The 23,546-nt window shown below is 43.1% G+C and carries 14 protein-coding genes; 2 read left to right on the forward strand and 12 right to left on the reverse strand.

Annotated elements, in window-relative coordinates; all coding sequences use genetic code 11:
• Positions 1 to 14 precede the first annotated feature (14 nt).
• The gene (locus ACSSWA_RS07130; protein ID WP_437355872.1) at positions 15 to 2,024 is read right to left on the reverse strand and encodes a sialate O-acetylesterase; all 2,010 of its coding nucleotides are present in this window, start codon (positions 2,022 to 2,024) and stop codon (positions 15 to 17) included.
• A gap of 258 nt (positions 2,025 to 2,282) precedes the next feature.
• On the opposite strand from ACSSWA_RS07130, the gene ACSSWA_RS07135 reads away from it, so the two are divergent.
• A complete protein-coding gene (locus ACSSWA_RS07135) occupies positions 2,283 to 3,665 on the forward strand; it encodes an AGE family epimerase/isomerase (protein ID WP_437355873.1) in 1,383 nt (460 codons plus the stop codon).
• A 64-nt stretch (positions 3,666 to 3,729) separates the two neighbouring features.
• Here ACSSWA_RS07135 and ACSSWA_RS07140 read toward each other — a convergent pair whose 3' ends face one another.
• From ACSSWA_RS07140 to ACSSWA_RS07160, 5 genes are all read right to left on the reverse strand, one after another.
• A complete protein-coding gene (locus tag ACSSWA_RS07140) occupies positions 3,730 to 4,923 on the reverse strand; it encodes a glycoside hydrolase family 130 protein (RefSeq protein WP_437355874.1) in 1,194 nt (397 codons plus the stop codon).
• The gene (locus ACSSWA_RS07145; RefSeq protein ID WP_437355875.1) at positions 4,920 to 6,332 is read right to left on the reverse strand and encodes an MFS transporter; all 1,413 of its coding nucleotides are present in this window, start codon (positions 6,330 to 6,332) and stop codon (positions 4,920 to 4,922) included. The genes ACSSWA_RS07140 and ACSSWA_RS07145 overlap by 4 nt, the downstream gene beginning before the upstream one ends.
• Before the next feature lie 15 nt (positions 6,333 to 6,347).
• Positions 6,348 to 8,192, reverse strand: coding sequence for a sodium:solute symporter family protein (locus tag ACSSWA_RS07150; protein WP_437355876.1), 1,845 nt, complete (start codon positions 8,190 to 8,192; stop codon positions 6,348 to 6,350).
• A 64-nt stretch (positions 8,193 to 8,256) separates the two neighbouring features.
• On the reverse strand, positions 8,257 to 9,405 hold the full coding sequence (locus ACSSWA_RS07155; RefSeq protein ID WP_437355877.1) for a glycoside hydrolase family 26 protein: 1,149 nt from the start codon (positions 9,403 to 9,405) through the stop codon (positions 8,257 to 8,259).
• 80 nt (positions 9,406 to 9,485) lie between these two features.
• Positions 9,486 to 10,826, reverse strand: coding sequence for a glycoside hydrolase 5 family protein (locus tag ACSSWA_RS07160; RefSeq protein WP_437355878.1), 1,341 nt, complete (start codon positions 10,824 to 10,826; stop codon positions 9,486 to 9,488).
• 230 nt (positions 10,827 to 11,056) lie between these two features.
• Here ACSSWA_RS07160 and ACSSWA_RS07165 point away from each other — a divergent pair, with 230 nt between their 5' ends.
• Complete coding sequence (locus ACSSWA_RS07165) at positions 11,057 to 12,364, forward strand: hypothetical protein (RefSeq protein ID WP_437355879.1); 1,308 nt, start codon at positions 11,057 to 11,059, stop codon at positions 12,362 to 12,364.
• Here ACSSWA_RS07165 and ACSSWA_RS07170 read toward each other — a convergent pair.
• From ACSSWA_RS07170 to ACSSWA_RS07195, 6 genes are all read right to left on the reverse strand, one after another.
• Positions 12,326 to 14,374: a sensor histidine kinase gene (locus ACSSWA_RS07170; protein ID WP_437355880.1), complete on the reverse strand. Its 2,049-nt coding sequence runs from the start codon at positions 14,372 to 14,374 to the stop codon at positions 12,326 to 12,328. The genes ACSSWA_RS07165 and ACSSWA_RS07170 overlap by 39 nt on opposite strands.
• A complete protein-coding gene (locus tag ACSSWA_RS07175) occupies positions 14,374 to 15,225 on the reverse strand; it encodes an HDOD domain-containing protein (protein ID WP_437355881.1) in 852 nt (283 codons plus the stop codon). Before ACSSWA_RS07175 ends, ACSSWA_RS07170 begins: the two co-directional genes overlap by 1 nt.
• Complete coding sequence (locus ACSSWA_RS07180) at positions 15,200 to 15,541, reverse strand: hypothetical protein (protein WP_437355882.1); 342 nt, start codon at positions 15,539 to 15,541, stop codon at positions 15,200 to 15,202. Before ACSSWA_RS07180 ends, ACSSWA_RS07175 begins: the two co-directional genes overlap by 26 nt.
• A gap of 502 nt (positions 15,542 to 16,043) precedes the next feature.
• Complete coding sequence (locus ACSSWA_RS07185; protein ID WP_437355883.1) at positions 16,044 to 17,651, reverse strand: putative Ig domain-containing protein; 1,608 nt, start codon at positions 17,649 to 17,651, stop codon at positions 16,044 to 16,046.
• A gap of 1,061 nt (positions 17,652 to 18,712) precedes the next feature.
• Positions 18,713 to 20,989, reverse strand: a complete 2,277-nt coding sequence (locus ACSSWA_RS07190) for a cohesin domain-containing protein (protein WP_437355884.1) — start codon at positions 20,987 to 20,989, stop codon at positions 18,713 to 18,715.
• Between the two features lie 743 nt (positions 20,990 to 21,732).
• Positions 21,733 to 23,448 (reverse strand): putative Ig domain-containing protein, encoded by a 1,716-nt coding sequence (locus ACSSWA_RS07195; RefSeq protein ID WP_437355885.1) that lies wholly within the window; start codon positions 23,446 to 23,448, stop codon positions 21,733 to 21,735.
• Between the last annotated feature and the right edge of the window lie 98 nt (positions 23,449 to 23,546).

The raw sequence follows: 23,546 nt of genomic DNA on the forward strand, positions 1-23,546 counted from the left end.
TTTTATTCCCTTTTTTAATCCCAATTGTCCGTTCTGAACGAAGAAGCGGGAAGCCCGGCTTTATTGAAAAGCGTGCCTTCCGAAATGTTATCCCAGCAATAACGTACGGCTGCGGGTTTCTCGACGCTATCGGAATAGACAATTAATTTATCGTCTTTGATTTCCACTTTGGCTTTTTTAAATACTTTATCTTTCCCGGCAATAAGGAAATTATTTTCTCCGTTGATTTCTTTAATTACCAATCCGCCGTCTGTATAGTCGAATGTAAGAATTATTTTATTGCCTTCTATTTTCATCGATTTATAGATGGGTCCGGAAAATTCGATTTTCTTGCCGTAATTTTTAGCCAGAGCCCATCTTGCAAGCCGTTCTCCCACATCCTTTTTGTTCGCGGGATGAATGTTATTCGGATTGCCGATGTCGAGAGTTACAGCCATGCCTGTATTGGGCACGGAAAGCGTCATGAGCTGAGCTTCTCTCAATTTCTGAGATTCAACGTTCGGACCGTAATTGTAAGGCGCAATTTGTACGTAATAAAACGGGAAATCGCCCAGCCCCCATTCTTCTCTCCAGTTTTTAATCATTAAAGGAAAAAGCGTTTTATACAATTCGGGATTTCCCGCGTTCGACTCGCCCTGATACCAGATAGCTCCTTTAATGCCGTAAGGTATCAACGGGGCAATCATGCCGTTAAAAAGGAGAGTCGGAGTGAACGACGAATATTCAACGGACAATTTCGGACGTTTATAATATTCGGCATTTTTAACGTCGAACAGATACAACTTGCCGCCGTAATATTCGGCGACAGGCAAATATTTCCACGCGCCTGCCAGAGAAATCGACTCGTTCGAATCGGCGGGGCGAATTTTCATTTTTTCGGACGAACCCCAAATTCCTCCGCCGCCTTGCGTGTCGATAACCCGAACGGCAATCATTATATTTTTATCCTTCACTAATTCGGCGGGAATTCTATAAATCCGGTCTGTCTGCCAATAGCCTCCTTCTTCGTAACCTCCTAATTTTACGCCGTTAACGTAAGTAACGTCCATGTCGTCAATCGGTCCGAGTTCCAAAATCAATTCTTTATTAACCCATTCATCTTTGATAGTCGCGTTTTTTCTGAACCAGACTACGCCGTCGAAATTGCCGATTTCCGTCGATTCCCATTTAACGGGCAGGTCCATCGTTTTCCAAGCCGAATCGTCGAAGTCGGGTTTTGCGCATTCGGAATCGTTCAAGTCAAGACCTTTCCACGGAGTCGGCGATTTAATCGAATTGATATCGACAGTCGGTTTTTCTGCAAGCCAGGCTTTAAGCCGGTCGATTTCTTTACGCGCATCCTTCAGCTTTTCGACAATATCTTTATATTCGTCGACGGTGGAAATATATTTGGCGCCCGTCCAGGCTTCTACCGGCGTTCCGCCCCAGCTCGAATGAATTAATCCCACGGGAACATTCAATTCTTCGTACAATTTTTTCCCGAAGAAGTAAGCCGTTGCGCTGAACTTTGCCGCCGATTCCGGATTCGATTCTTCCCAATGCCCCACGCAATCGAATTCCGGTTTTTCGGATATTGCTCTTGTGACAGTAAAGAATCTTATATTTTTATTCGTCGCATTCGCAATAACTTCCTTGCTGTGGGCAACCGTATCTGTAGGAGGCCATCCTTCAAGCGGCATTTCCATATTCGACTGCCCCGAACAGAGCCACACCTCGCCAATCAATACATTCTTGAATTCCATTTCCGATTTGCCGTCTGTAACGCTTAGTAAGTAAGGACCGCCTGCGGATGGAGTTTTCAAATGAGCAATCCACTTTCCGTTTTGATCGGCTGTCGCTTTTGCCGATTCATTCCACGAAGCTTTAACGGTAATTTCGGCGCCGGGATTGCTCAAGCCCCAAACGGCAACTTTCGAATTTTGCTGCAATACCATATTGTCCGAAAAAATCGAAGGCATTTTTAATCCTTTTCCGTTTTCAGCAAACAATAAAGATGCGAACAAAAAGAACATTAAAATTCTCATAAATTTCCCCCTTATTAAGTAAAATTGTTTAAAAGATACCGTTTAATTCAATCTATTTATAGCAAAAACTACGCCTAAAGAATCGATTTTTTTATCGTCAAAATTAAGTGATAATTTACTCCTTTTTTATCATTTTGATAAAAATATATCATTATTGTAAAAACAAATATAGTTTTTGAGCCGATAACAAACGAAAAAAATAGCATAATTTTTGTACTGATAAGTTATCAGTCAATTAAACGTTAAAGTGACAACCAGATGGGAATACAAAAAGAGATGCTTAATGAATTAAAAAGCAATTTAATCTATAAATGGTATCCGCTTGTCATCGACAAGCAATACGGCGGATATTTTACGAATCTGGCATACGATCTCAGTTTAATGAAAGAGCAGGAGAAAATGATCGTTACGCAGTCGCGCCACATGTGGACTACATCCAAAGCGGCAAAATTTTTGAACAGCGACATGTTGTACGAATCGGCATTGCACGGTTTGGATTTCCTGAAGAATCGGATGTGGGACGAGCGTTACGGCGGCTTTTTCCAGATTCGGAGCAGAGAAGGTAAATTATCCGATGCGGAAGGCTGGTTCGAAGAAAAAAGAACGTACGGCAATGCGTTTGCAATTTACGGCTTATCGGCTTTGTACGGACTTACGAAAAATAACGAAGCGCTCGAGCTTGCAATCGAAACTTTCAACTGGCTGGAAGAGCATGCATACGATCCGCTTTACAAAGGATATTTTCAATTTCTGACGCGCGAAGGAAAGCCGTTCGGCAAAAACGATTCGTACAAAACAAAAGCCACCGACGCAGTTGAAGCGGGCTATAAGGATCAGAATTCGTCCATACATCTGCTGGAAGCCTTTACCGAACTCTACGGAGTGTGGCGCGATGAAAAAGTTCGCCAGCGGTTAGAAGAGTTGTTAATTCTAATCAGAGACACGATTACCCACCCGAAAGGATATTTGCAATTGTTTTTTGAGCGCGACTGGACGCCCGTTTCGTTCAGATACGCCGCGCCGGAAATACGGGACGCAAATTATCGACTTGATCATGTATCGTTCGGGCACGATTACGAAACTGCTTTTCTGATGCTCGAAGCTTCTTATAAACTCGGTTTGAAAAACGACGCCGCCACTTTATACGCGGCTAAAAAAATGCTCGACCACGCCATCGAAAACGGATGGGACGCTTCGAGCGCAGGATTCTTCGACGAAGGCTATTACTACTACGCAGAAGGAGAATGCAAAATCATTAAGGACACCAAAAACTGGTGGGCGCAGGCTGAAGCTTTGAATGCCCTCTTACTCTTTTCGAAAATATTCCCGAATGAGAAACGCTACTATAAACTTTTCCTTCAGGAGTGGGAATATGTAAAAAAATATCTGATTGACCATGAGCACGGCGACTGGTATTGGGGAAGCCTTGAAAAAGAACCGCACTATAAAACAGCTCCGAAAGGGACAATCTGGAAAGCTACTTATCACAACGGCAGAGCGTTGATGAATTGTATATTGATGCTTTCCGACGAGGATTCTGAATTGTATCAAAGCAACGATCAATTCAGAGAATTAAAATCGGAATTCGATGATTTCATAAACCACTGGCAAAAAGCGGCTGTTCAAATGGCGGAAAAATAAAAAGCCATGCTAAACCGAAATTTTAAATTAGCATGGCTTTTTAGGAGGCGCTGAAGCCGAAAAATCAGATTTTAAGCTTTTTCATTATCCGCAGATTTTTATCTATCAATTCATATCTCTGTCTTACGCATTCGGCGCTTCTCAATCCGTCTTCGGGCGTATTCATTACATAATCGAGCAGTCTGTCGACGGTCGAATACGCAACGTGCATACGCGTGTCGGAAGAAGCGTAATAGATTAAAACGTCGCCGTTTTCTTTTTTAACCCAGCCGTTGCTGAATACTACGTTCGAAACGTCGCCTATTCTCTCTTCGCCTTCCGGAGCGATAAAATATCCCCCCGGTTTTGCAATTACTTTCGACGGGTCTTTCAAGTCAGTCAAAAACAGATAAAGCACATATCGCAATCCTGCTGCGGTATTTCTGACTCCGTGAGCCAGTTGCAGCCAGCCTTTTTCGGTTTTTATTGGTGCGGGACCCAATCCGTTTTTAACCTCTTTAATAGTATGGTACACTCTTTCGTCAATTATCTTTTCCTCTTCAATGACCGGATTTTCAATCGAGTCCGTCAATCCCCATCCGATACCTCCTCCTGTACCTGTGCTTATAAAACCGTCTTGCGGTCTGGTATAAAAAGCGTATTTCCCGTCCACAAACTCGGGATGCAGAACCACGTTTCTCTGTTGCGGAGATTTTGTTTTCAAATCCGGCAGTCTTTCCCAGTTAATCAAATCTTTTGTTCTGGCGATGCCGGCTTGAGCGACAGCCGCCGAAGTATCGGTCGGAGGCGCGTCGGGGTCTTTTCGCTCGGTGCAGAATATTCCGTAAATCCAGCCGTCTTCGTGCTTAACCAAACGCATGTCGTAAACGTTTGTATCGGGATTGTCCGTTTCCGGCATTTTGACCGGATAGTCCCAGAATTTAAAATTGTCTATACCGTTTGGCGATTCGGCAATTGCAATAAACGACTTTCTGTCGGCGCCTTCAACTCTGACTGCCAACACAATCTTACCGTTGAATTCCATTGCGCCCGCGTTAAATGCCGCGTTAATTCCCATTCTTTCCATCAGATAAGGATTCGTTTCATAATTCAAGTCGTATCTCCAGAACAACGGCGTATGCTCCGCAGTGAGAACCGGGTATTTATAACGATAAAAAACGCCGTTTGTTTTGGGCAGTCTCGCGTTTTTTCTTTTTATCAATTTTTCGTGTTCTTCGAAAAGCTGTTTCAATCTCTTATTAAAAGCGTTTTTGGTCATTTTATCTCCTCGTTGTTGTTCCTTTTTTGATCAAGTTCGATTTCTATTTTTTTCATAAAATCTTCGGAAAGCGGATAGAAGAAAATAAACAGAGCTGCAAGAAGAGCGCCTATGCCGGCAAATACGCTGATTATCAGACGAATGCCGAGCAACGATTCCGAAGTTTGTTCGATATTTGCCTGGAATCCGAACAAAGCCAGCAGCCATCCCGTTAATGCCCCGCCGAGCGTCCATCCGAATTTTTGCGACATAGAAGACGAAGAAAAGATTAATCCCGTAGCCCGTCTTCCGTTTTTCCACTCGGAATAGTCGGCAATATCCGCATACATCGACCAAATCAAAGGCAGTACAATTCCCGCGCTTATGCCTATAAATATATTAAGCGCGAAAATCGGAATGAGTTGATCGGGCTTCAAAAAATAGAGCAGAAAACTGAGTATTGCGGATAATAGCGCGGCTATCATAAAAGTTTTTTTCTTTCCTATTACAGAAGATACCGGTTTTGCAAGCACAACGCCGATTATATTCGTTGCCAGCCAGAGAGTCATATACGCCGAAGCAAGCTCAGCCTGTGTAAAATTATAGCTGGCGCCGAATATTTCAAGCGACCGGTCTTTAATAAAATATTTAAAGTAATAAAGGATTGAACCGTCTCGCAGGGAATTAAAAATTAAAATCGATATTCCGGCGGCAAGCATTATAAACCACGGACCGTTCTTCGAAATATCTTTCAGATCATCTTTTAAAGAGGAACGTTTAACTCCGGCGGGTTTAAGCCGTTCTTTGGTTCCGGCAAACGTGAAAAGGAAAAAAAGCGCGGCAAGTAGGGCATAAACGCCCACGGTCCATTGATATCCTTGCGCAGGATTTTCCTTGCCTCCGAAATATTCCACAAGATAAGTTGCCGTCGCGGTTACCAGAATACCGCCTGAAAAAGCTCCGACAAACCGGAATGAAGCAAGCGAAGTCCTTTCCTGCGGATCGTTTGTCATTACTCCCATAAGAGACGAGTAAGGCACATTAACAACTGTATAAATCATCATCATCAACGTATAGGTAACATAAGCATAGACCAATTTGCCCGTAGGACCGAAATCCGGGGTGCTGAAAGTAATTATACCGATTACGGCAAACGGCACGGCGCCGAAAAGCAAGTACGGACGGAATTTACCCCATCGCGTTTCCGTTCTGTCGCATATTACTCCCATCATAGGATCGTTAATTGCGTCCCATATTCTCGTAACCAGAAACATCGTACCTACAGCAGCTGCTGATATTCCGAATATATCGGTATAAAAAAAGAGCAGAAACATCGAAAAGAGTTTCCAGAACATTGAAGATGCAAAATCTCCGCAACCGTATGCTACTTTTTCTTTAAACGGTATTTTAATGCCTTCATTATTATTCATATTTCTCCCGGAATATCATTCAATTTTCGAAGCGATTTCTCTATATATTTTTTCCGTTTCTTCCCCGCAAATTTCATCGAGTTTGTTCCACCATGTAAATTTGAGTATTATTGAAGTAACGGCCGTTACTCCGAGAGTAATCGCAAAGTAAGTATATTCATGAATTACCAGATAAATCGGCGCCGCCAAAAGAGTCGTCTGCCATACAATACCGATTATAACATTAAACAAATCCCTTTTGAATCCGAGATTCGGATTGAATTCCGGAAAGCGGGCTTTAACTTTCTCATGAACCGGTTTCCACAATCCCCAGGGGCGAACGGTTATATAAAATTTCATTAATACATTGTCGGGCTCGGGCTCTGTTAAATAGCTGCCCAATACCGAACCGAGCACTGAGATTGCCAGCACATACGGAAATGCGTTGAGAGCGGGGAGCGACGGGAAAAGCACCGGCATTATCAAAGCCGCCGCTATGCCGATTACCATTCCCCAGAAATAACCGTATCCGTTCATTCGCCACCAATACCATTTCAATACGTTTGCCGCTGTATATCCGCCCCATAATCCGTTAACAATCCAGAGCGTTATCTGATTGACCGACTGCGCCATTATGCCGAAAACGAATCCGAGTATCACAAAAAATATCGAAACGGCAATGCTCATATGAACGTATTTTTTCGGATGGGCGTTCGGATTAATAAATTTCTTATAAATGTCGTTTACCACATATGCCGGAGCGGCATTGATCGTAGCCGCATACGTCGACATAAAAGCTGCAAGAAGACCCGCCAGCAGCACTCCGACCAATCCGACAGGTATCAAATCTTTGAGAGCCAGAGGCAGTATCATTTCGAAATCGACATTCGGACCCATTGCTTTTAATTCCGGCATCAGAAATACAAGAGCCAGAACCGTGAGACCGGCAATCATCATATATCTTGGAAAAAAGAGAACTAGGGACACCAGCCAGCTCATTTTGGAAGCTTCTTTGGGATTCTTAGTAGCCAAAATACGCTGCATGTCGTAATTCGGAGCCGGGCCTGCCGCGCTGACAAGTATTCCCTTAAACAATACCATCATCATAAAAATCATAAACAATTCATAACCGTCTTCGGCTATTTTAGCGTTGACTGATTCCATTATACCCGACCAATCGAGATTCAAATGCCATCCGAAAAAGAGTTCTTTCCATCCGTGAGGGATTACTGCGTTTAATGCGTCGGGAGCGACCGCATTCATGGCAACAATACCGACTGCAATCGAAGCGACAGTCATCACGAGAAACTGAAGCACTTCAGTCGCCACTACGCTTACCATCCCCCCTTTGACCGCGTAGATTGCCGTAATGCTCATTAAAATAATTGCATAGGTATCGGGCGACAGATCCCACGGCAGGAATATTTTTGCAAACTTCCCGATTCCTTTAAAGTCGTAAGCAATAAAACCGACTACGCTGACAAGCGCGAAACACACAACAATAATATGAGCAAGTCGGGCGCCTTTGCCGTTCCCGAATCGCGTTTCGATCCATTGCGCTCCCGTCATAACGTTCGACCGGCGCAGCCAGATAGAGAGATATGCAAAAAGGAATACCTGATTGAAGATAGGCCAGAGCCACGGTATCCAAACGCTTTTCATACCGTAAACAAACAACAGATAAACAAGCCACATGGTGCCGGTTATGTCGAACATACCCGATGCGTTTGATATTCCAAGCATCCACCATGGCAATTTATTGCTGCCCAGAAAGTACGAATCGATATCTTTGATCGACCTTTTAGACACTAGTATTCCGATGGCGAGCACTATGGCAAAATACAATATTATTATTGCCAGGTCTACAATGTGTATCTGCATATTTTTCCCGTAGATTTATTTTTTAATTTTTGTTCCGTCAATTATCATTTTTATTTCTTCGTTTTCAATTTGCAATTACCGGATACGCCAATACGTCTTTCAACAGTCGTATCCTTTGATTAAGATTTATTTGATTAATTGTCGTTTCATTAATCGGTCTTGAATACAAATCGGGCAAATCTCTTTCGAGCAATATTTTTTCTGTCAAAGTAAATTCAACAAAGTTCCTTTCGCTCGGATGCCCTTTATACGGAGCGTAATGATGTTTCTTGTTTGCATTTCTCCATACCATCAGATATGCTATTCGGACAGAATCGCCTTCGATGGTTTTGTAGAGTTTTTCAGTCCACCAATTGGAATCGACAATTCCTTCCAAACCGGTTTCGGTAAATGCGGCAATTTTGTTTTTACGCTCTGCCAACGAAGTCACAATGGCAAGTTTTTTTTCAATCCATTGAATTCCGTCGCCGTCGGGCATAAAATCGTAATAGTCGTCCATGCCGAGGATATCGACGTAATCGTCGCCCGGATAGCGCTCAAGATAATCTTCCTCGGAATAAAAATTCCTGTCGGGCGAATATGCGTAGAGAATATTTCTCAAGCCTCTTTTGTCCCTGAGATATTCAACCGTCGTTCTCCATAACTTTTTAAATTCTTTGGGACTGCAAAAATTCTTTCCCCACCAGAACCAGCTTCCGTCGAATTCGTGAAAAGGACGAAATATGAGAGGTATCGGATTTCCAGAAGAATCTTTCAGCGTTTCGACAAAATCCGCAATTTGGTCGAGCATTCTCAGATACTTCAGATAATAACCACCGCCGGGTAAGATTTTCGGAACCGCTATTGTAGTGTCGTAAAACGATTTGTCGGTTACCGGATTGGGCGCATGCCAGCAGAAAGCATTCACTCCGCCTCTCGAGTAGGCTCCCCGCACGAGTTGAGTTATACGCTTTTCTTCATTCGGCACGTTCGGCTCCCATGTCAACACTCCGAAGTCCCATCCGTATAAACCGGGATAGGAACCTGTAACGTCCTTTACGTCAGACCTTCCTTCTTCGCCGCGCCAGCCTACGCCGTATGCCGTTGCGTCGTGATGACCGAAAATCGTATTCGCGTTCGATATCATTTTCAAGTTATAAAATAGCAATAGAGTTTCCCTTGTCGCGTTGGAATCCGCCAGTCTAAAGTTTTTCTCTTTTTGAAATTCGAGCACATTGAATTCCGAAACGCAAGCGTTTATTGAAATAATTATTATCGTTAAAAGACAGTATTTACGAATCATAATAAATCGAATTAATTGCGCGTAATGAATTTTCTTTTCCCAAGCCGGTTCATATCCGCCGCATGTCCGGATATAATTTCGAGAGTCGACTTGTCCGATATAAAAATCGAATTAAGCCCCTGCGGTTCCTGAGGCGGATCGCCTGTAAACGGATCGCCTTTTTGCCAGATATAATTGTCGTCGACGCTTTTTCCTTCGCCGCCCCAAGCCCAGAAATTAGTGCCTGCAATCGGAGCCCCCGCCTTGGCGCTGTCGGCTGCCAATTCGAACAATTTGGAAAAATACCTGTCCCTTGCAGTAACGGGCGATCCGGGATTATACTCTTCATTATCCCTGGGCATACCGAATTCTTCCAGCGTTATCGGTTTATTCAACTGCCGCGCAAGCTTCATATGCTCGTTGAAATAATCGACAGCTTTCGATTCTGTCGAAGGATAAGTTCCTTCAATATTTTTGGCGTCGAACCAGCCCCAATTTTTTGCCCACAAGTGAAAAGTGGCATAATCGATATTCGGACTTTTATGAGCGTTAATAAAAATCGTATCCGAATTAAGACACCCGCCCAAGCCCTCGTTCCCCGTTGTAATCAGATGATTGGGGTCAATTGAGCGGATAAACGCCGCGGTTTCGTCGATCCATTTATAAAAATTTTTGGCGTTACGGAAGCCTTCTTTGCCCCAGCCGGGTCTCGGCTCGTTAGCAAGCTGCCACGCCATTATGGCCGGGTCTTCATAATAATAATCACCCGTGTATTTATTTTTTCTGGTAATAATTTTCAAAATGAAATTCCGGTAATATTCGTTTGCCTTTTCGTTGGTGTAAAATTTAGCCGAATAATTCATAAACTCGGTCCATCCCTGAGTAGGGTTATGCGGGTCGACGTAATTCGAATCGCCCGACCATCTGTTGTATACGGCAAATCCGCCTGACCATTCCCAATAATTACTCAAAAACACGACAGCGAACATCCCCCGTTTACGTATTTCCGAAAGGAGATAATCGAGCCCGTCCAATAAATCTTCATTATAACTTCCGGGTTCGTCTTGAAAAGCAGGGTCGAGCGAACCTTTAATGTACGATTTTTCCGACGCCGCCAGTATCCTCAAATTAGTTATTCCGAGTTCTTTCAGATAATCGAGTTCGCGTTTGAGCCTTTCACGGTCTCCCCCCTGCTCGCCGCTGCGTCCCAGATAACAGCCGTACCATAAATTCGTCCCGGCAAAATAGTACGGCTCGCCTTTGTATTCAAAATGCGAGTCGACGACCCGCACAAAATCGGTTTTATTTAGTATAGACCCGCTGCACCCCGAAAACAAAATGAGAAATACCGAAAACAGCGCAATTTTTTTCATCAATATGCAGACTCCGACTTAAGAATAGAGTTAGTAAAGTTATAGTACAGAAATTATGCCACTTAATAATCCCTTTATCCCTCTGTTAATCGATTATTTCGATTACATTTATTTATAAGGATAATAAAATTTTATCAAAATGATAAACGCCATAAGAACAATAAATTTCATACCGTATTTGAATTCGATAATTTTTACGGATATTTTAGTCGGGATTAAATCGGCGCCAGATGAAAATAAAATCCGGACAAATAATAAAAACGGTTATTTTCTTACAGTTTATACTGTATCTGTATCTTTACCTGCATTATGACGTAGTTTCTTACGCGTATGTTACTATAATTTCCTCGATTCTTTTTGCGCCTTTTGCCATAGCGCTTGTTAAAGACGGAACCGATCGAAAAACCCTTTATATGGGATTGGCTGTAGCTTTTATAATTCGTTTGTTATTTATAAATCATTTCCCGATCGGGAGCGACGACATTTACAGATATATTTGGGACGGCAAAGTTCAGTACAACTGTATCAATCCTTATTTATATCCTCCCAATGCAAGCGAATTAAATCATCTTTCGAGCGAGATAATACCGAGCAAAGTTAATTTTCCGGATATGAAATCGATCTATTTCCCGCTTAGTCAGTGGCTTTTTTATCTGGGATATTTAATCGGCGGGGAAGCCGTATGGGGATTAAAACTCCTCATGCTGCTGTTTGAAATGATTACCGTATCGGGAATTTTATTGCTTTTGAAAATCAGAGACATGAACGCAGGCAATGTTTTGCTATATGCGTTGTGCCCTCTAATTTTAAGTCACATTGGAATTGACGCTCATCTTGACGGATACGGATTTACGTTTTTTATCTTCTTTCTTTATTTCTATCTTAAGTCCTCGGATAATGACGCGATAAACAAAATAATTTCCCTAATATTTCTGGGATTTGCTTTGTCGGTTAAACCCGCTTTCCTGATTGCTCTGCCGGCAGTTTTTCTATATGAACCGGATATCAAAAGAAAAATCGTATTTCCGTTAATTCCCGCGTTTGTGCTGGCAATTCAATTTATACCGTACTTAGATACTCCCGATTTATTTCAGGCGCTATTAAAATTCACGAAGAATTGGACGTTTAACGGAAGTATATTCAGCCTGATTAACGCGTTCCTGGAACACAACCAGAAATCAAGATTGATTTGCTTATTCTTATACGCGGCGGTATTCATGATTTATTACATTTATACGAAACGAACGCGCATTGAGATCGACCTTTATTATACATACCTTTTAATGTTGCTGTTTTCACCGGTAGTGCATCCGTGGTACGCAGGCTGGTTAATAATATTATTGCCCGTAGCGCCGAAGCAAAGCGGAATTTTCTTTGCCGCGCTCATAAGCGTAACGGCAGTTACAATAATGAATTATCAGCTTTACGGAGTATGGAAGGAATATCCTTTGTTGCTTGCAGTCGAATATCTGCCGGTGGCAATATTGCTTATACGCGAATTAATCGTCGACGGCGGGAAGATACACGTTAAAAATTGAACCCTCGTTTTTCCGGCTTTCGAGTTCTATGTAGCCTTTCATATATTCAATCATTTTTTTTGAAAGCGTAAGACCGAGACCGGTGCCTTCGTAATTTCTTTTGTGTCCTTCGCTTGCCTGCCGGAATTCCTGAAATATAATTTCTTTATCCGCATCGTCAATACCGATTCCTGTGTCCTTAATACTGATTAAATTCCATTTAACGTCTTCTTTTTCGATTGCATCAGCGGATATGCTTACCTCCCCTTTCGAAGTAAATTTTATTGCATTGTCAATAATATTGCCTAACGCTCTGGTAAAAAGATTATTATCTATCTCCGAATGCAGCTCAAACCCGGGTAAATTCAGTTTAAATTCGAGTCCTTTTGCCGCTGCGATAGGAAAGAAATAATCATACTGCTTTTTTATCCATCCGTTTAATGAAGATTTCGATAATTGCAAATATCCGGAGAGCGATTCGAGCTCAGATAACTGAAGCACGCTGTCCAGAGTATTCAACAGTCTTTTGCCCGCCGAATTTATATCTCCCACAATTTCTTTGGTTTCCTCGTTAATGTCGTCTTCAAGCAGAAATTCCGTAAAGCCGAGAATGCCGATCAACGGAGTGCGAAATTCGTGGCTCATGTTCGCCAGCAGAGAGGATTTGAGCCGAGCGGCTTCTTCGGCTTTTTCTTTAGACCTGATAATTTCTTCTTCGGCTTTTTTCTTATGTGATATATCCTCGTAGACGGTAAGATAATGCGTAACTTGCCCGCGATCGTTGACGATGCCCGAGACGGAAGCGGAAACCCAGATAAATTCTCCCGTTCTTGTTTTAATCTTAATATCTTTGCGCCAGACTTTATCCTGTCTGATTGCTTCGATAATTTCATCTCTATACGTATTGCTGTCGTCCGTAACGACAACGTCGGCGATTCTTTTGCCGATTACATCGTCGTAATAAAATCCTGTAAGATCGTAAAATTTCGGATTTACGTAGTCTATTTTACCTTCCAGGTCTACAATTACCATTGCAACGGGACTCTGATAAATCGCATAGTAAAGTTTTAATTTTTCTTTTTCCAGCTTCGACCGCGCTTCCATTTCCGATTTCAATTTATCGTACGCGGCTTTCAGTTCCTTTGTTCTGTCTTCCACTTTTTGTTCCAACTCGTATTTCAGTTCGAGCAGTTCGTCCTCAAGTTTTTTTTGTTCGGTTATATCGGAAAAAGTGGATAAAATAAATTGTTCGTTTCCGAGTTTAATTTTTTCTTCGGTAAGCAACACGGGAATCACATTACCGTCTTTTCTTTTCAGTATCGATTCAGAACCGAGCAATTTGCCGAACTCTTTATAGTCCCACGAATTTAGAAGAAAAAGTTCTTCGCGTTTCATGCCGATCAAATTTTCTTTCGACCAACCAGTCAGTTTCTCGGTCATGCTGTTTGCGTCTTCGACAGCTTGAGTAATCGGATTAATCAGCACGATTCCGGCCTGAATCGAATCGAGTATGTTTCTGAGATTCTGTATTCCCTCGAGCAGAGCTTTATTGTGATCGGCGCTTTGTTCGACTATATTTTTATTGTTCGTATCGCAGCCGTTCTTTTTTTGATTGTTATCGAACCAGAGCGAGAGCAATTTTGAAAGCGTCGTATAATCGTCTTCAACCGCAGCCTCATTAACGTATTTAATTATAATAAAACCGAATAAATTTTCTTTGGAGGCAATTCTGATAACTATATCGGTTTTATTACATATAACGGGCAGCTCCGAATTTATCAGACTTGCAACAATTCCATCGTCGATTAACAATTCGTATTCCGATTCAATTTCTTTCGTGTCGCAATCTGGATATATCCGGGAGAGAGTGAAATCGTGGGCTTCTTTGTCGTGAATGTAAAAAGCGCACCATTTTATTAAATTATTGGAATTGGCAAGCGCTTTCAACGCGGCGTCGAATAGAAAATCAACGTCGTCTGAATCGATTGCTTTTAAGATACCGGACAATATGTTTACTTGAGCGGCGTTCATCAGTTAATCATCAGCATCTTAAATATATGTTCGTATTCAAGTATTATTTTTTTACGGTTGTTCGAAAAAAACTTTCCCGGAAGAGACAATTTACGCCAGGCTGTATTTACGGGTTGTTTTATTACCGGGTCGCCCGAATATCCGAGCGACAAGAGCTTTGAAGCGATATCGCCGATATGAACGGCGGCTACCAGAGTTTCCTGCGACGGCAAATCGGAAGTCCCTTTGTGATGATTTTTTAAGGTATTGATAATTATTTCAGGAAGTTTCCATTTCTCAGCCAATTTTGCTCCCAGCTCCGCATGAGTTATTCCGATTCTATCCGCTTCGACCGCCGAAATATCAATTTTGTTTTTTTGTGCAATTTCGAGAGCTTCGGCGTATTCTTTATTCAAATACTCGATAAATAAGAGCTTGCCGAAGTCATGTAAAACTCCGGCGAGAAAATAGTTCTCGATTTTTTTATCCTTAATTTCATTGCCGATAATTCTGGCAACTACGCCCACCGATATCGAATGCGCCCATAAATCAACGGGTTTTAATGCGGATAATATTTTGCTTCCGGGCATAATTTTGAGTAACGAAACCGTAAATAAAATATTTTTCACTTCATTATGCCCCAGGTATAATATAGCCTGTGTAATCGTATCAATCTTGCCCCGGAATCCGAAGAGCGGCGAGTTTGCCACTCTCAATATCTTAAATGAAGAGGACTGATCGGCTGATATAATCTCGGCAATCTTTTCGTTTGTTATATAAGGGTCTTCCATTGCTTTGGAGACCGTCGTATAAACCGTTGGTAAAGTGGGAATGTCATGAATCCTGTCAAGTATTTGTTCTTTTGGTATCATAAAACTTTAACTGTTCGAGTTTATGTTCGGCAGCCATATTTATCAGATCTTCTTCAAACGGATTATCGGGTTTCCATCCGATTTCTTTGAGCAATTCTTTTTTCTTTTGTTCTTTTTCTTCTTCCGTTATAACAACCTTTTCTTCGCCTTCTCCTACAATTGAAATAACCGAAACACCCCAGGTTTTCAGCAGGCGCACATGCTTTTCATTAAGGACGGTTTCGGCGGCTATCAGTAATTGTCCGTATCTGTTTTTAATGTCTTCCGCCAATACCATACCGTTTTTAATCTCGTCGATCGATATAATTTCGGACATCTCAACCTATTCCCGTTCATGAAGGAAAGAATTCCACATATTATTATCGTATTAAATTAAAAATAATTGAGAATGAAACTTAATTTTTCGGCAAGAAATTGATTAATTAAAACGGGCAGTCATTAAACTGATCATTAAAAATATTTAACTTTCGGATTGAAGAAGAATTTACTTCATCTGCCTCTCTTGAAGTCTCACAGACTTATAAATCCTGCGCGTTCTTAATAAAGGATGAGTCGGGCTCTATCGACGTTTACTTTCTGTTGTTACACCGCTACGCTAATGTCTTGCTTCACGAGCTTACAAGCCCGTCGTCCGTTCTTTTTCATTTAATTATTACTCTGTCCCCCCGACTAATCCCCATTAACCAACCCCTAATCCCTAACCACTAATCCCTAGTCCCTCATAATGAATTACAAACAATACGCCTTAAAAGATTGACAATCATAAACCTGCACAAAATTCAAGGCTAATGCCGGTTTGAAACCGATTAATATAAATTCTATTTAACCAGCATCATTTGTTTAATATCGGTAAATTTATCGGTAATAATTTTATAGAAATAAACGCCGGATGTGAATCCGGAAGCGTTGAATTTGAGTTCGTAATTGCCAGCCTGCTGATGGCTATTTACAAGCGTTTCAATTTCGTTGCCCAGCATATCGTAGACTTTAAGACTTACAAAAGACGCCTCGGGAAGCTGATATTTAATCGTAGTTGTGGGATTAAAAGGATTGGGATAATTCTGGAACAATGCAAACTCAGTCGGCTTAACGTCTTCGTTAACCGAAACAACCTGACTCGTGGTTATAACCGAAGTGTCGTTGACAAAAGTGTGCGTATCGAATGCAACCACTATTATCGTAAAAGTTTTGTTTGCCTGGTCTTGAGTGGGAGTCCAGGTGAATAACCCGCCTGCTGTTATGCCGGCTCCGTCAGGAACCTGAAGCGGTGCAAACGTAATCGGGTCGCCTTCGGGATCGGCAGCTTCGTACTGAAAAGAAAATTCAACCGGCACGTTGTGAACGGTTACTATTTCACCGTCCAAAGTTTTGGTAAATACCGGGGGCTGATTTGCGTCATTTACAATAATCGTCAGTTCCTTTGTATCCCTGGCATCATATTCGTCTCTAACGGCAAAAGTAATTGTATAAGTGCCCGCCTGGTCGTATCCCGGAGTCCATGAGAATAAACCGTCCGCCGTCAATTCGGCTCCCTCCGGAAGTGTGCCCAATGTAAAGAATAACAAAGTTGCGCCCGGGTCAGAGTCGTCAGCGGTCAATTGCAATTCGTAATTTTCTCCTTCGTCGATATTCACGGGACTGGTAGTATTTAAATTGAGCGTGGGCGGACTGTTTACATTGTTAACGACAATATTAACAGTTAAAACCGAGGAGGAATTTCCGTCGTTCGCAATAAAGTCGACTTCATACGTTCCCGCCTGGTCGTATCCCGGCGTCCATGTAAATGTCCTGGCGTTGGGATCAAAGGAAGATCCATCGGGCAGTTTATCCGCAGAGTATGTAATCGGGTCTCCTTCGGCATCCGTTGCATTCACGGTAAAGCTTAAAGTTTCGCCTTCGTTTACGGTTTTATCTTCCACCGGGTCGAATACCGGCGGATTGTTTACGGTACTTACCGTAGCCGAACCGTTCTGCCATGTTACAGTAAGAGAAGAAGGACCGAACGATTTCGGATTCACGTTGCCGTTGTCGTAAACAATGTCTCCGAACTCCAATGCGGTTGTGCCCGAGCTTTTGAATTTGATTTTAATATTCAAGAGCGTTCCGCTGCCGGACAGAGGCGACGAACTTGCCCAGGCTACTCTTAAATATCCCTTTGCAGTATCGACTTTAATCGTTGGACTGTTTCCGGAAACTTTTGTGCCCGTTGTGCTGATGCCTGTAATATAAATGGCGCTTTTGTCATAATTTACCTGAAACTGGAACGACGTCACTTCGAGTCCCGTAAGATCGCTGACCGTAATCGGTGACAGAATTTCCGTTCCTGGCGAACCAACCGCATCAGGCAGCGATACGGTTACCTGAGCAAAAGAAAAAGACGTAAAAAACAGCGTTATTATTAACGATTTGAATATATTCCTCTTCATTTCGGAGCCCTTCATAATTGTTATTAATCGAGGTAAATATAAAGTAAATTTTAAGCTTTATCAAAAAGATTTTTATCTCTTTTTGACGTTAAGCACACTGCGGACTTTCTAATTACGGATCGAACAGATCTTTGCTGACAGGTATTACGAGTGAAGCAATAAAACTTCGTCTTTGCGAGGAGTGAGCAAAGCGAGCGACGAAGCAAACCCAGACAAATACCGTTGAGATACTTCCCCCGCCTTCAGCGGGGTCAGTATGACAATTTCGGATCGAATAGGTCTTTGCGACCCCGCAGTATGCGGGGGAAGCAAACTCTGAACAAACTTCGTCTTTGCGAGGAGCGAGCATAGTGAGCGACAAAGCAAACTCACATGAATACCGTTGTGATACTTCCTCCCGCCAAAGGCGGGACTCAGTATGACAAATGACGGATTGTGCAGGTCTTTGCGAACGAGCGGAGCGAGTGAAGCAAACTCTGAACAAAACTTTGTCTTTGCGAGGAGTGAGCAAAGCGAGCGACGAAGCAAACTCAAATGAATACCGGTGAGATACTTCCTCCCGCCAAAGGCGGGACTCAGTATGACAAATGGCGGCTGTGTAAGTCTTTGCGAACGAGCGGAGCGAGTGAAGCAAACTCTAATTAATGCGTGAGATTACTTCGTCCCGCTTACAGCGTGACTCGTAATGACATAATAAACATAAATAAGTCTTTGCGAGGAGTGAGCAGCGCGAGCGACGAAGCAAACCCAGACAAATACCGTTGAGATACTTCCCCCGCCGTTGGCGGGGTCAGTATGACAATTTCGGATCGAATAGGTCTTTGCGACCCCGTAGCATGCGGGGGAAGCAAACTCAAAAGAAAAGACGATGAGATTACTTCGTCCCACCAAAGGCGGGTCTCGTAATGACAGTACAGACATAAGTAAGTCTTTGCGAGGAGCCCCGCCGGCAGCAAGACTCGTAATTACAAACAAATAAAAAAAGCCCCTTATTCAGGGGCTTTAAAAATTGCATCATAAACTAATCCCTAATCCCTAGTCCCTAATAACTAATCCCTAACTTACTTCATATAAATCATCTTCTTGATCGATACGTAATCACCGGCTTCGAGTTTATAGATATAAATTCCGGCATTCAATTCATTTGCGTCGAAAGATACTCTGTGATAACCCGCGCTTTGATTTTCGTTAACGAGCGTCATAACTTCCTGTCCGAGCACATTGTATACCGTCAGGCGCACATGAGCTTCTTTCGGCAATCCGTATTTAATAACGGTAGTAGGATTAAACGGATTCGGGAAATTCTGCAATAACTTGAATTCTTTCGGAATTCCTTCTTCTTCGACGCCGGTAACAACGTCGCTTACTTTGATAATTTTGTTCGATACAGCCGTTAATTCGCCGTCCGAGACTTCAACCATAAGTACATACGATTTACCCGCCTGGTCTGGCATCGGCGTCCAGGTAAATCTTCCGTCAACAGAAACAGCTCCGGGACCGCTGATCTTTCTGAATGTAACCGGATCTCCGTCCGGGTCTTCGGCTTCGAACTGGAATTGATATTCAACGGGAACGTTATGAACGGGAATCAATTCGTTATCCGGAATTTCGGAAGTGAATTCCGGCGCGCGGTTTACATTCGCTACGGTTACTTCGGCTTCAACCGATGCCGACAAACCGCCCTGGTCGGTTACTTTGAATGTCATTGTATAAGTTCCAGCCTGATCATAGGAAGGAGTCCATGTAAACAATCCCGTTTCGGAATCGACGCTTGCGCCGTCGGGTAAATTCTCTCCCGAGTATGTAAGCACATCCGCAGAATTCTGATCGCTGCCGACAAGCTGAACCGTAAGCGTTTCATTTTCATTAACTGCAAAAGGTCCTGCCGGGTCTAAGCTCAAAGAAGGAGCCACATTAGCTTCTGCTACCGCTACGATTCCGGCGTCCGCTGCAACTACCGGCGCGCCGGTGTTAAATTTGAATGCCGTAAAATCAACATTTGTAACTCCGGCCGAAACTGCCGTACCAACCAAATATACTAACGTTCCGCTACCTACAAGATTGCTGCCGCTTGCAAATGCAAAATTAACGGAACCGGGATTTGTCGTATTAATCGAAGCGCTACCGCCTTCGCTTAATGTGCCTGCCAGTTCATAGCCTGTAATATTAATAATTGAAGAATTGTAAGTTGCCGTAAAATCATAAGACAACACGCCTTGAGCTGCGGTCAATTCGGTTACCAATACCGGAATCATAATTTCGTCGCCGGCTGTGGCGCTGACCGAACCGCCCTGAACCAGTACGGAGGCGGATTTTGCCATGCCTGCGGTAACAATTGCCGCGGGCATTCCGCCGTTAATTACAAAACTGTTTCCGGTAGAAAGCGTAGTCATACCGGCGTTGTTAAATTTCATATTTAATTTCAGCAGGTCGCCTTCGCCGCTCAATGCCGGATAACCTGCCCAAGCGACCAACAATTTTCCGTTAGCAGTATCGGCGTTAACTTCGAGCGTGCCCTGTCCTTCGAGCAAAGTTCCGGTTACGTCGGTTCCCAGAACGCTGACAACGCTCTTGTCGTACGTTAATGTAAACTGAATTGACGTAACGTTTTTGCCCGTTAAATTATCTACCGTTATAGCGGCTGTTTTTTCAGAGCCGGGCGTGCCGGAAACTTTCGGCAATGCCACGTTAACGGGCGCGCTCGCGCTCGATTCGTCAATACTCGTACCAATAATTCTCACGTCCTGTACGTAAAGATATTTTGAGGTAGAAGGCGAACTGTCATACCAGGGATAAATTCTTACAAAGAGCGTATCGCCGTATTTAACAAGCTTATTCAGTTTATATTCCAAGAGCTCAACAGCATTTTTAACCAGATGCAATGTAGTATCGTTTAATTGGACAGGATTATCGAAGGAAGAAGAAACATCATAGACAATGTTGGCTCTGATATGATCGGTGCCTCCGCCTCCGAGATAAAGAGAAAGAGTGTCCGCCTGGAAATAATATCCGTTTTCCGGAGTTACGGCAAACTGCACATAGCGGTCCGGATTCGGACCTGTTTCATTACCCCAGGAGATAGCGCTGTTTCCGTCATTGGGCCACCATCTTTGATTGTTGCCCAATGGACCTGCCGAGGTTCCCGAATAGCTTCTTACTCTGAAAATAGGCGTTCCCGTTTCAGGGAAAGCAATGATATGCCCCACCAATTCGGATACATTTTGACTGTCCGGTTCCACGCATTTCCATCTTGCATATGCATTATCCTGCGCATTTATCACTCCACCGAGACCTAACATTATCAACATCAATAAGATTGACTGTGCAATTTTTTTCATGGCACCTCCTTAAAATGATTATTTATTTTATTTGAAACTTTTGCCCCACTTAACCGATTAATTCATTTTATTCTAATATTTTAAGCAAATTTACCTAAGTATTTTGTGTAATGCAATTTATTTTTTCATTTTTTTCGCTCTTTTCTATTATTTAATCTAATATCCTTCATTCGATAATTCAACAGTCAATTATGCGCGGGTTTTTGAGATAAATATGTTGGCGGTGTCAGTATGACAAATGGCGGATTGTGTAGGTCTTTGCGACCCCGCAGAATGCGGGGGAAGCAAACTCTGAACAAACTTCGTCTTTGCGAGGAGATCCGACGAAGACGGAACGGCTAAGAATCTGAAGTTGACTTTTGATTGTTATTCAAAAACAATAATTTATTGAGATTACTTCGTCCCGCTTTCAGCGTGACTCGTAATGACAAATTACGGATTATGCAGGTCTTTGCGAACGAGCAGAGCGAGTGAAGCAAACTCTGAACAAACTTCGTCTTTGCGAGGAGTGAGCAAAGCGAACGACGAAGCAAACTCCAACAAATACCTTTGATAATACTTCGCCCCGCTAAAGCGGGTCTTGTAAAGACAGTACTGACATAAATAAGTCTTTGTGAGGAGTCCCGCCAGCAGCGGGACTCGTAATGACAAACCAATAAAAAAGCCCCTTATTCAGGGGCTTTCAAAATTACATCTATAAACTAATCGCTAATAACTAATCCCTAGTCACTAATCCCTAATTCCTACTTCATCAAAATCATCTTCTTAATCGATGTAAAGTCGCCAGCTTCGAGTTTATAGATATACATTCCCGTGTTCAGGTTGGAAGCGTCGAAACTAACGGTATGATATCCAGCGGATTTCAAGCCGTTAACGAGCGTTGCAATTTCCTGACCGAGCACATTGTAGACCGTAAGTCTAACATGCGCTTCTTTCGGAACCGCATATTTAATTGTAGTTGTCGGGTTAAACGGATTCGGGAAATTCTGCAAGAGTTTGAATTCTCTCGGAATTCCGTCTTCTTCAACTCCCACAACTGTATCGCTCACTTTGATTGTTTTAGTCGAAACTGCAGTCAATTCACCGTCCGAAACTTCCACCATCAAGACATACGATTTTCCGGCTTGCGACGGAGTCGGAGCCCACGAATATTCGCCTGTAGCGGAAATTTCGCCGGGGCCGCTTACGATACGGAATTGTACGTCGTCGCCGTCCGGGTCTTCAGCTTTATAGATGAATTCATAAGCTACCGGCACGTTATGAACCGGAATAACTTCGTTGTCGGGAATTTCAGCGGTGAATACAGGCTTTCTGTTAACGTTGTTAACCGTTACAGTTGCGGTAGCATTTGCGCTTAAACCGCCCTGATCGGTAACCGTAAAAGTAAGAGTATATTCTCCTGCCTGCTCGTAACCGACATTCCATGTAAATGCGCCCGTTTCGGCATTGACGCTTGCGCCGGCAGGTAAATCAACTCCTGCGTATGTCAAAACGTCGCCGCTGTTTGCATCGTCGCCAACAAGTTGGATAGACAATGTTTGTCCTTCGTCAACTTCAAAAGGACCTTCGGGATTCAGCGTTAAAGTAGGAGCAACGTTAGCGTCGGCAACAGCTACAACAGCCGGATCAGCCGCTACGGGTATGTTGCCCGTGTTAAATTTAAAGGAAGTAAACTCGACTTCTGTCGTACCTCCTGCAACCGCAGTGCCTACAAGATAAACCAGAGTGCCGTTTCCGGTAATTTTGCTGCCGCTTGCAAATGCAAAGCTTACAGAGCCTGCGGTGGTTGTATTGATCGACGCGCTTCCGCCTTCGCTCAATGTGCCGGCGAGTTCAAAACCGGTAATATTGATAACGTCACTGTCGTACGTAGCCGTAAAGTCGTAAGACAATACGTTTTGCGCATCGGTAATTTCAGTTGTAAGAACCGGAATCATAATTTCATCGCCTGCGGTAGCGCTTACCGAACCGCCCTGAATAAGAACGGCAGCGGTTTTAGCTTCGCCTGCCACAACAGATGCGGCGGGCGTGCCGGCGTTGAATTTGAATGTGCCGCCAAAGTCGAGCGCGGTTGTTCCGGCGTTTCTGAACATGAAATTCAGTTTAAGTAAAGTTCCTTCGCCTTCAAGAGCAGAACCACTTGCCCATGCTACGGAAATCTTTCCGTTTGCAGTATCGGCGTTCACCTGAATGGAGCCGAGACCATCTACCAATGTACCGGCTTGATCGACGCCGGTTATATAAACAACATTCTTATCGTATGTAAGAGTAAATTCAAAAGACAAAACATTCTGTCCTGTCAAATCACCTACAGTAATTGCGCCGCTTTTCTCAATACCGGCGGAACCGGCTACATTCGGTAGAGTCACACTAACCTGAGCAAACGTACTCGTTCCTAACATAAGCATTGCTGCCGCAACAGCCAGAAACTTTACAACGCTTATTTTGAAACTTCTCATTTATTACCTCATTTTAATTTCTACATTATATGTTAACACACAAAACAAACTTTAATAAAACCGGGGAGCGGTTAGTCCGCTCCCGGTTTATGAAGCGC

Origin of the sequence: Melioribacter sp. Ez-97, from assembly GCF_051488665.1 — a bacterium.
In the GTDB taxonomy this organism is placed as follows: Bacteria; Bacteroidota; Ignavibacteria; order Ignavibacteriales; family Melioribacteraceae; genus Melioribacter.

Coding starts and splice junctions, on each gene's coding strand:
- ACSSWA_RS07130 (WP_437355872.1), bottom strand. CDS start 2,024: ATGAGAATTTTAATGTTCTTTTTGTTCGCATCTTTATTGTTTGCTGAA.
- ACSSWA_RS07135 (WP_437355873.1), top strand. CDS start 2,283: ATGGGAATACAAAAAGAGATGCTTAATGAATTAAAAAGCAATTTAATC.
- ACSSWA_RS07140 (WP_437355874.1), bottom strand. CDS start 4,923: ATGACCAAAAACGCTTTTAATAAGAGATTGAAACAGCTTTTCGAAGAA.
- ACSSWA_RS07145 (WP_437355875.1), bottom strand. CDS start 6,332: ATGAATAATAATGAAGGCATTAAAATACCGTTTAAAGAAAAAGTAGCA.
- ACSSWA_RS07150 (WP_437355876.1), bottom strand. CDS start 8,192: ATGCAGATACACATTGTAGACCTGGCAATAATAATATTGTATTTTGCC.
- ACSSWA_RS07160 (WP_437355878.1), bottom strand. CDS start 10,826: ATGAAAAAAATTGCGCTGTTTTCGGTATTTCTCATTTTGTTTTCGGGG.
- ACSSWA_RS07165 (WP_437355879.1), top strand. CDS start 11,057: ATGAAAATAAAATCCGGACAAATAATAAAAACGGTTATTTTCTTACAG.
- ACSSWA_RS07170 (WP_437355880.1), bottom strand. CDS start 14,374: ATGAACGCCGCTCAAGTAAACATATTGTCCGGTATCTTAAAAGCAATC.
- ACSSWA_RS07175 (WP_437355881.1), bottom strand. CDS start 15,225: ATGATACCAAAAGAACAAATACTTGACAGGATTCATGACATTCCCACT.
- ACSSWA_RS07180 (WP_437355882.1), bottom strand. CDS start 15,541: ATGTCCGAAATTATATCGATCGACGAGATTAAAAACGGTATGGTATTG.
- ACSSWA_RS07185 (WP_437355883.1), bottom strand. CDS start 17,651: ATGAAGAGGAATATATTCAAATCGTTAATAATAACGCTGTTTTTTACG.
- ACSSWA_RS07190 (WP_437355884.1), bottom strand. CDS start 20,989: ATGAAAAAAATTGCACAGTCAATCTTATTGATGTTGATAATGTTAGGT.
- ACSSWA_RS07195 (WP_437355885.1), bottom strand. CDS start 23,448: ATGAGAAGTTTCAAAATAAGCGTTGTAAAGTTTCTGGCTGTTGCGGCA.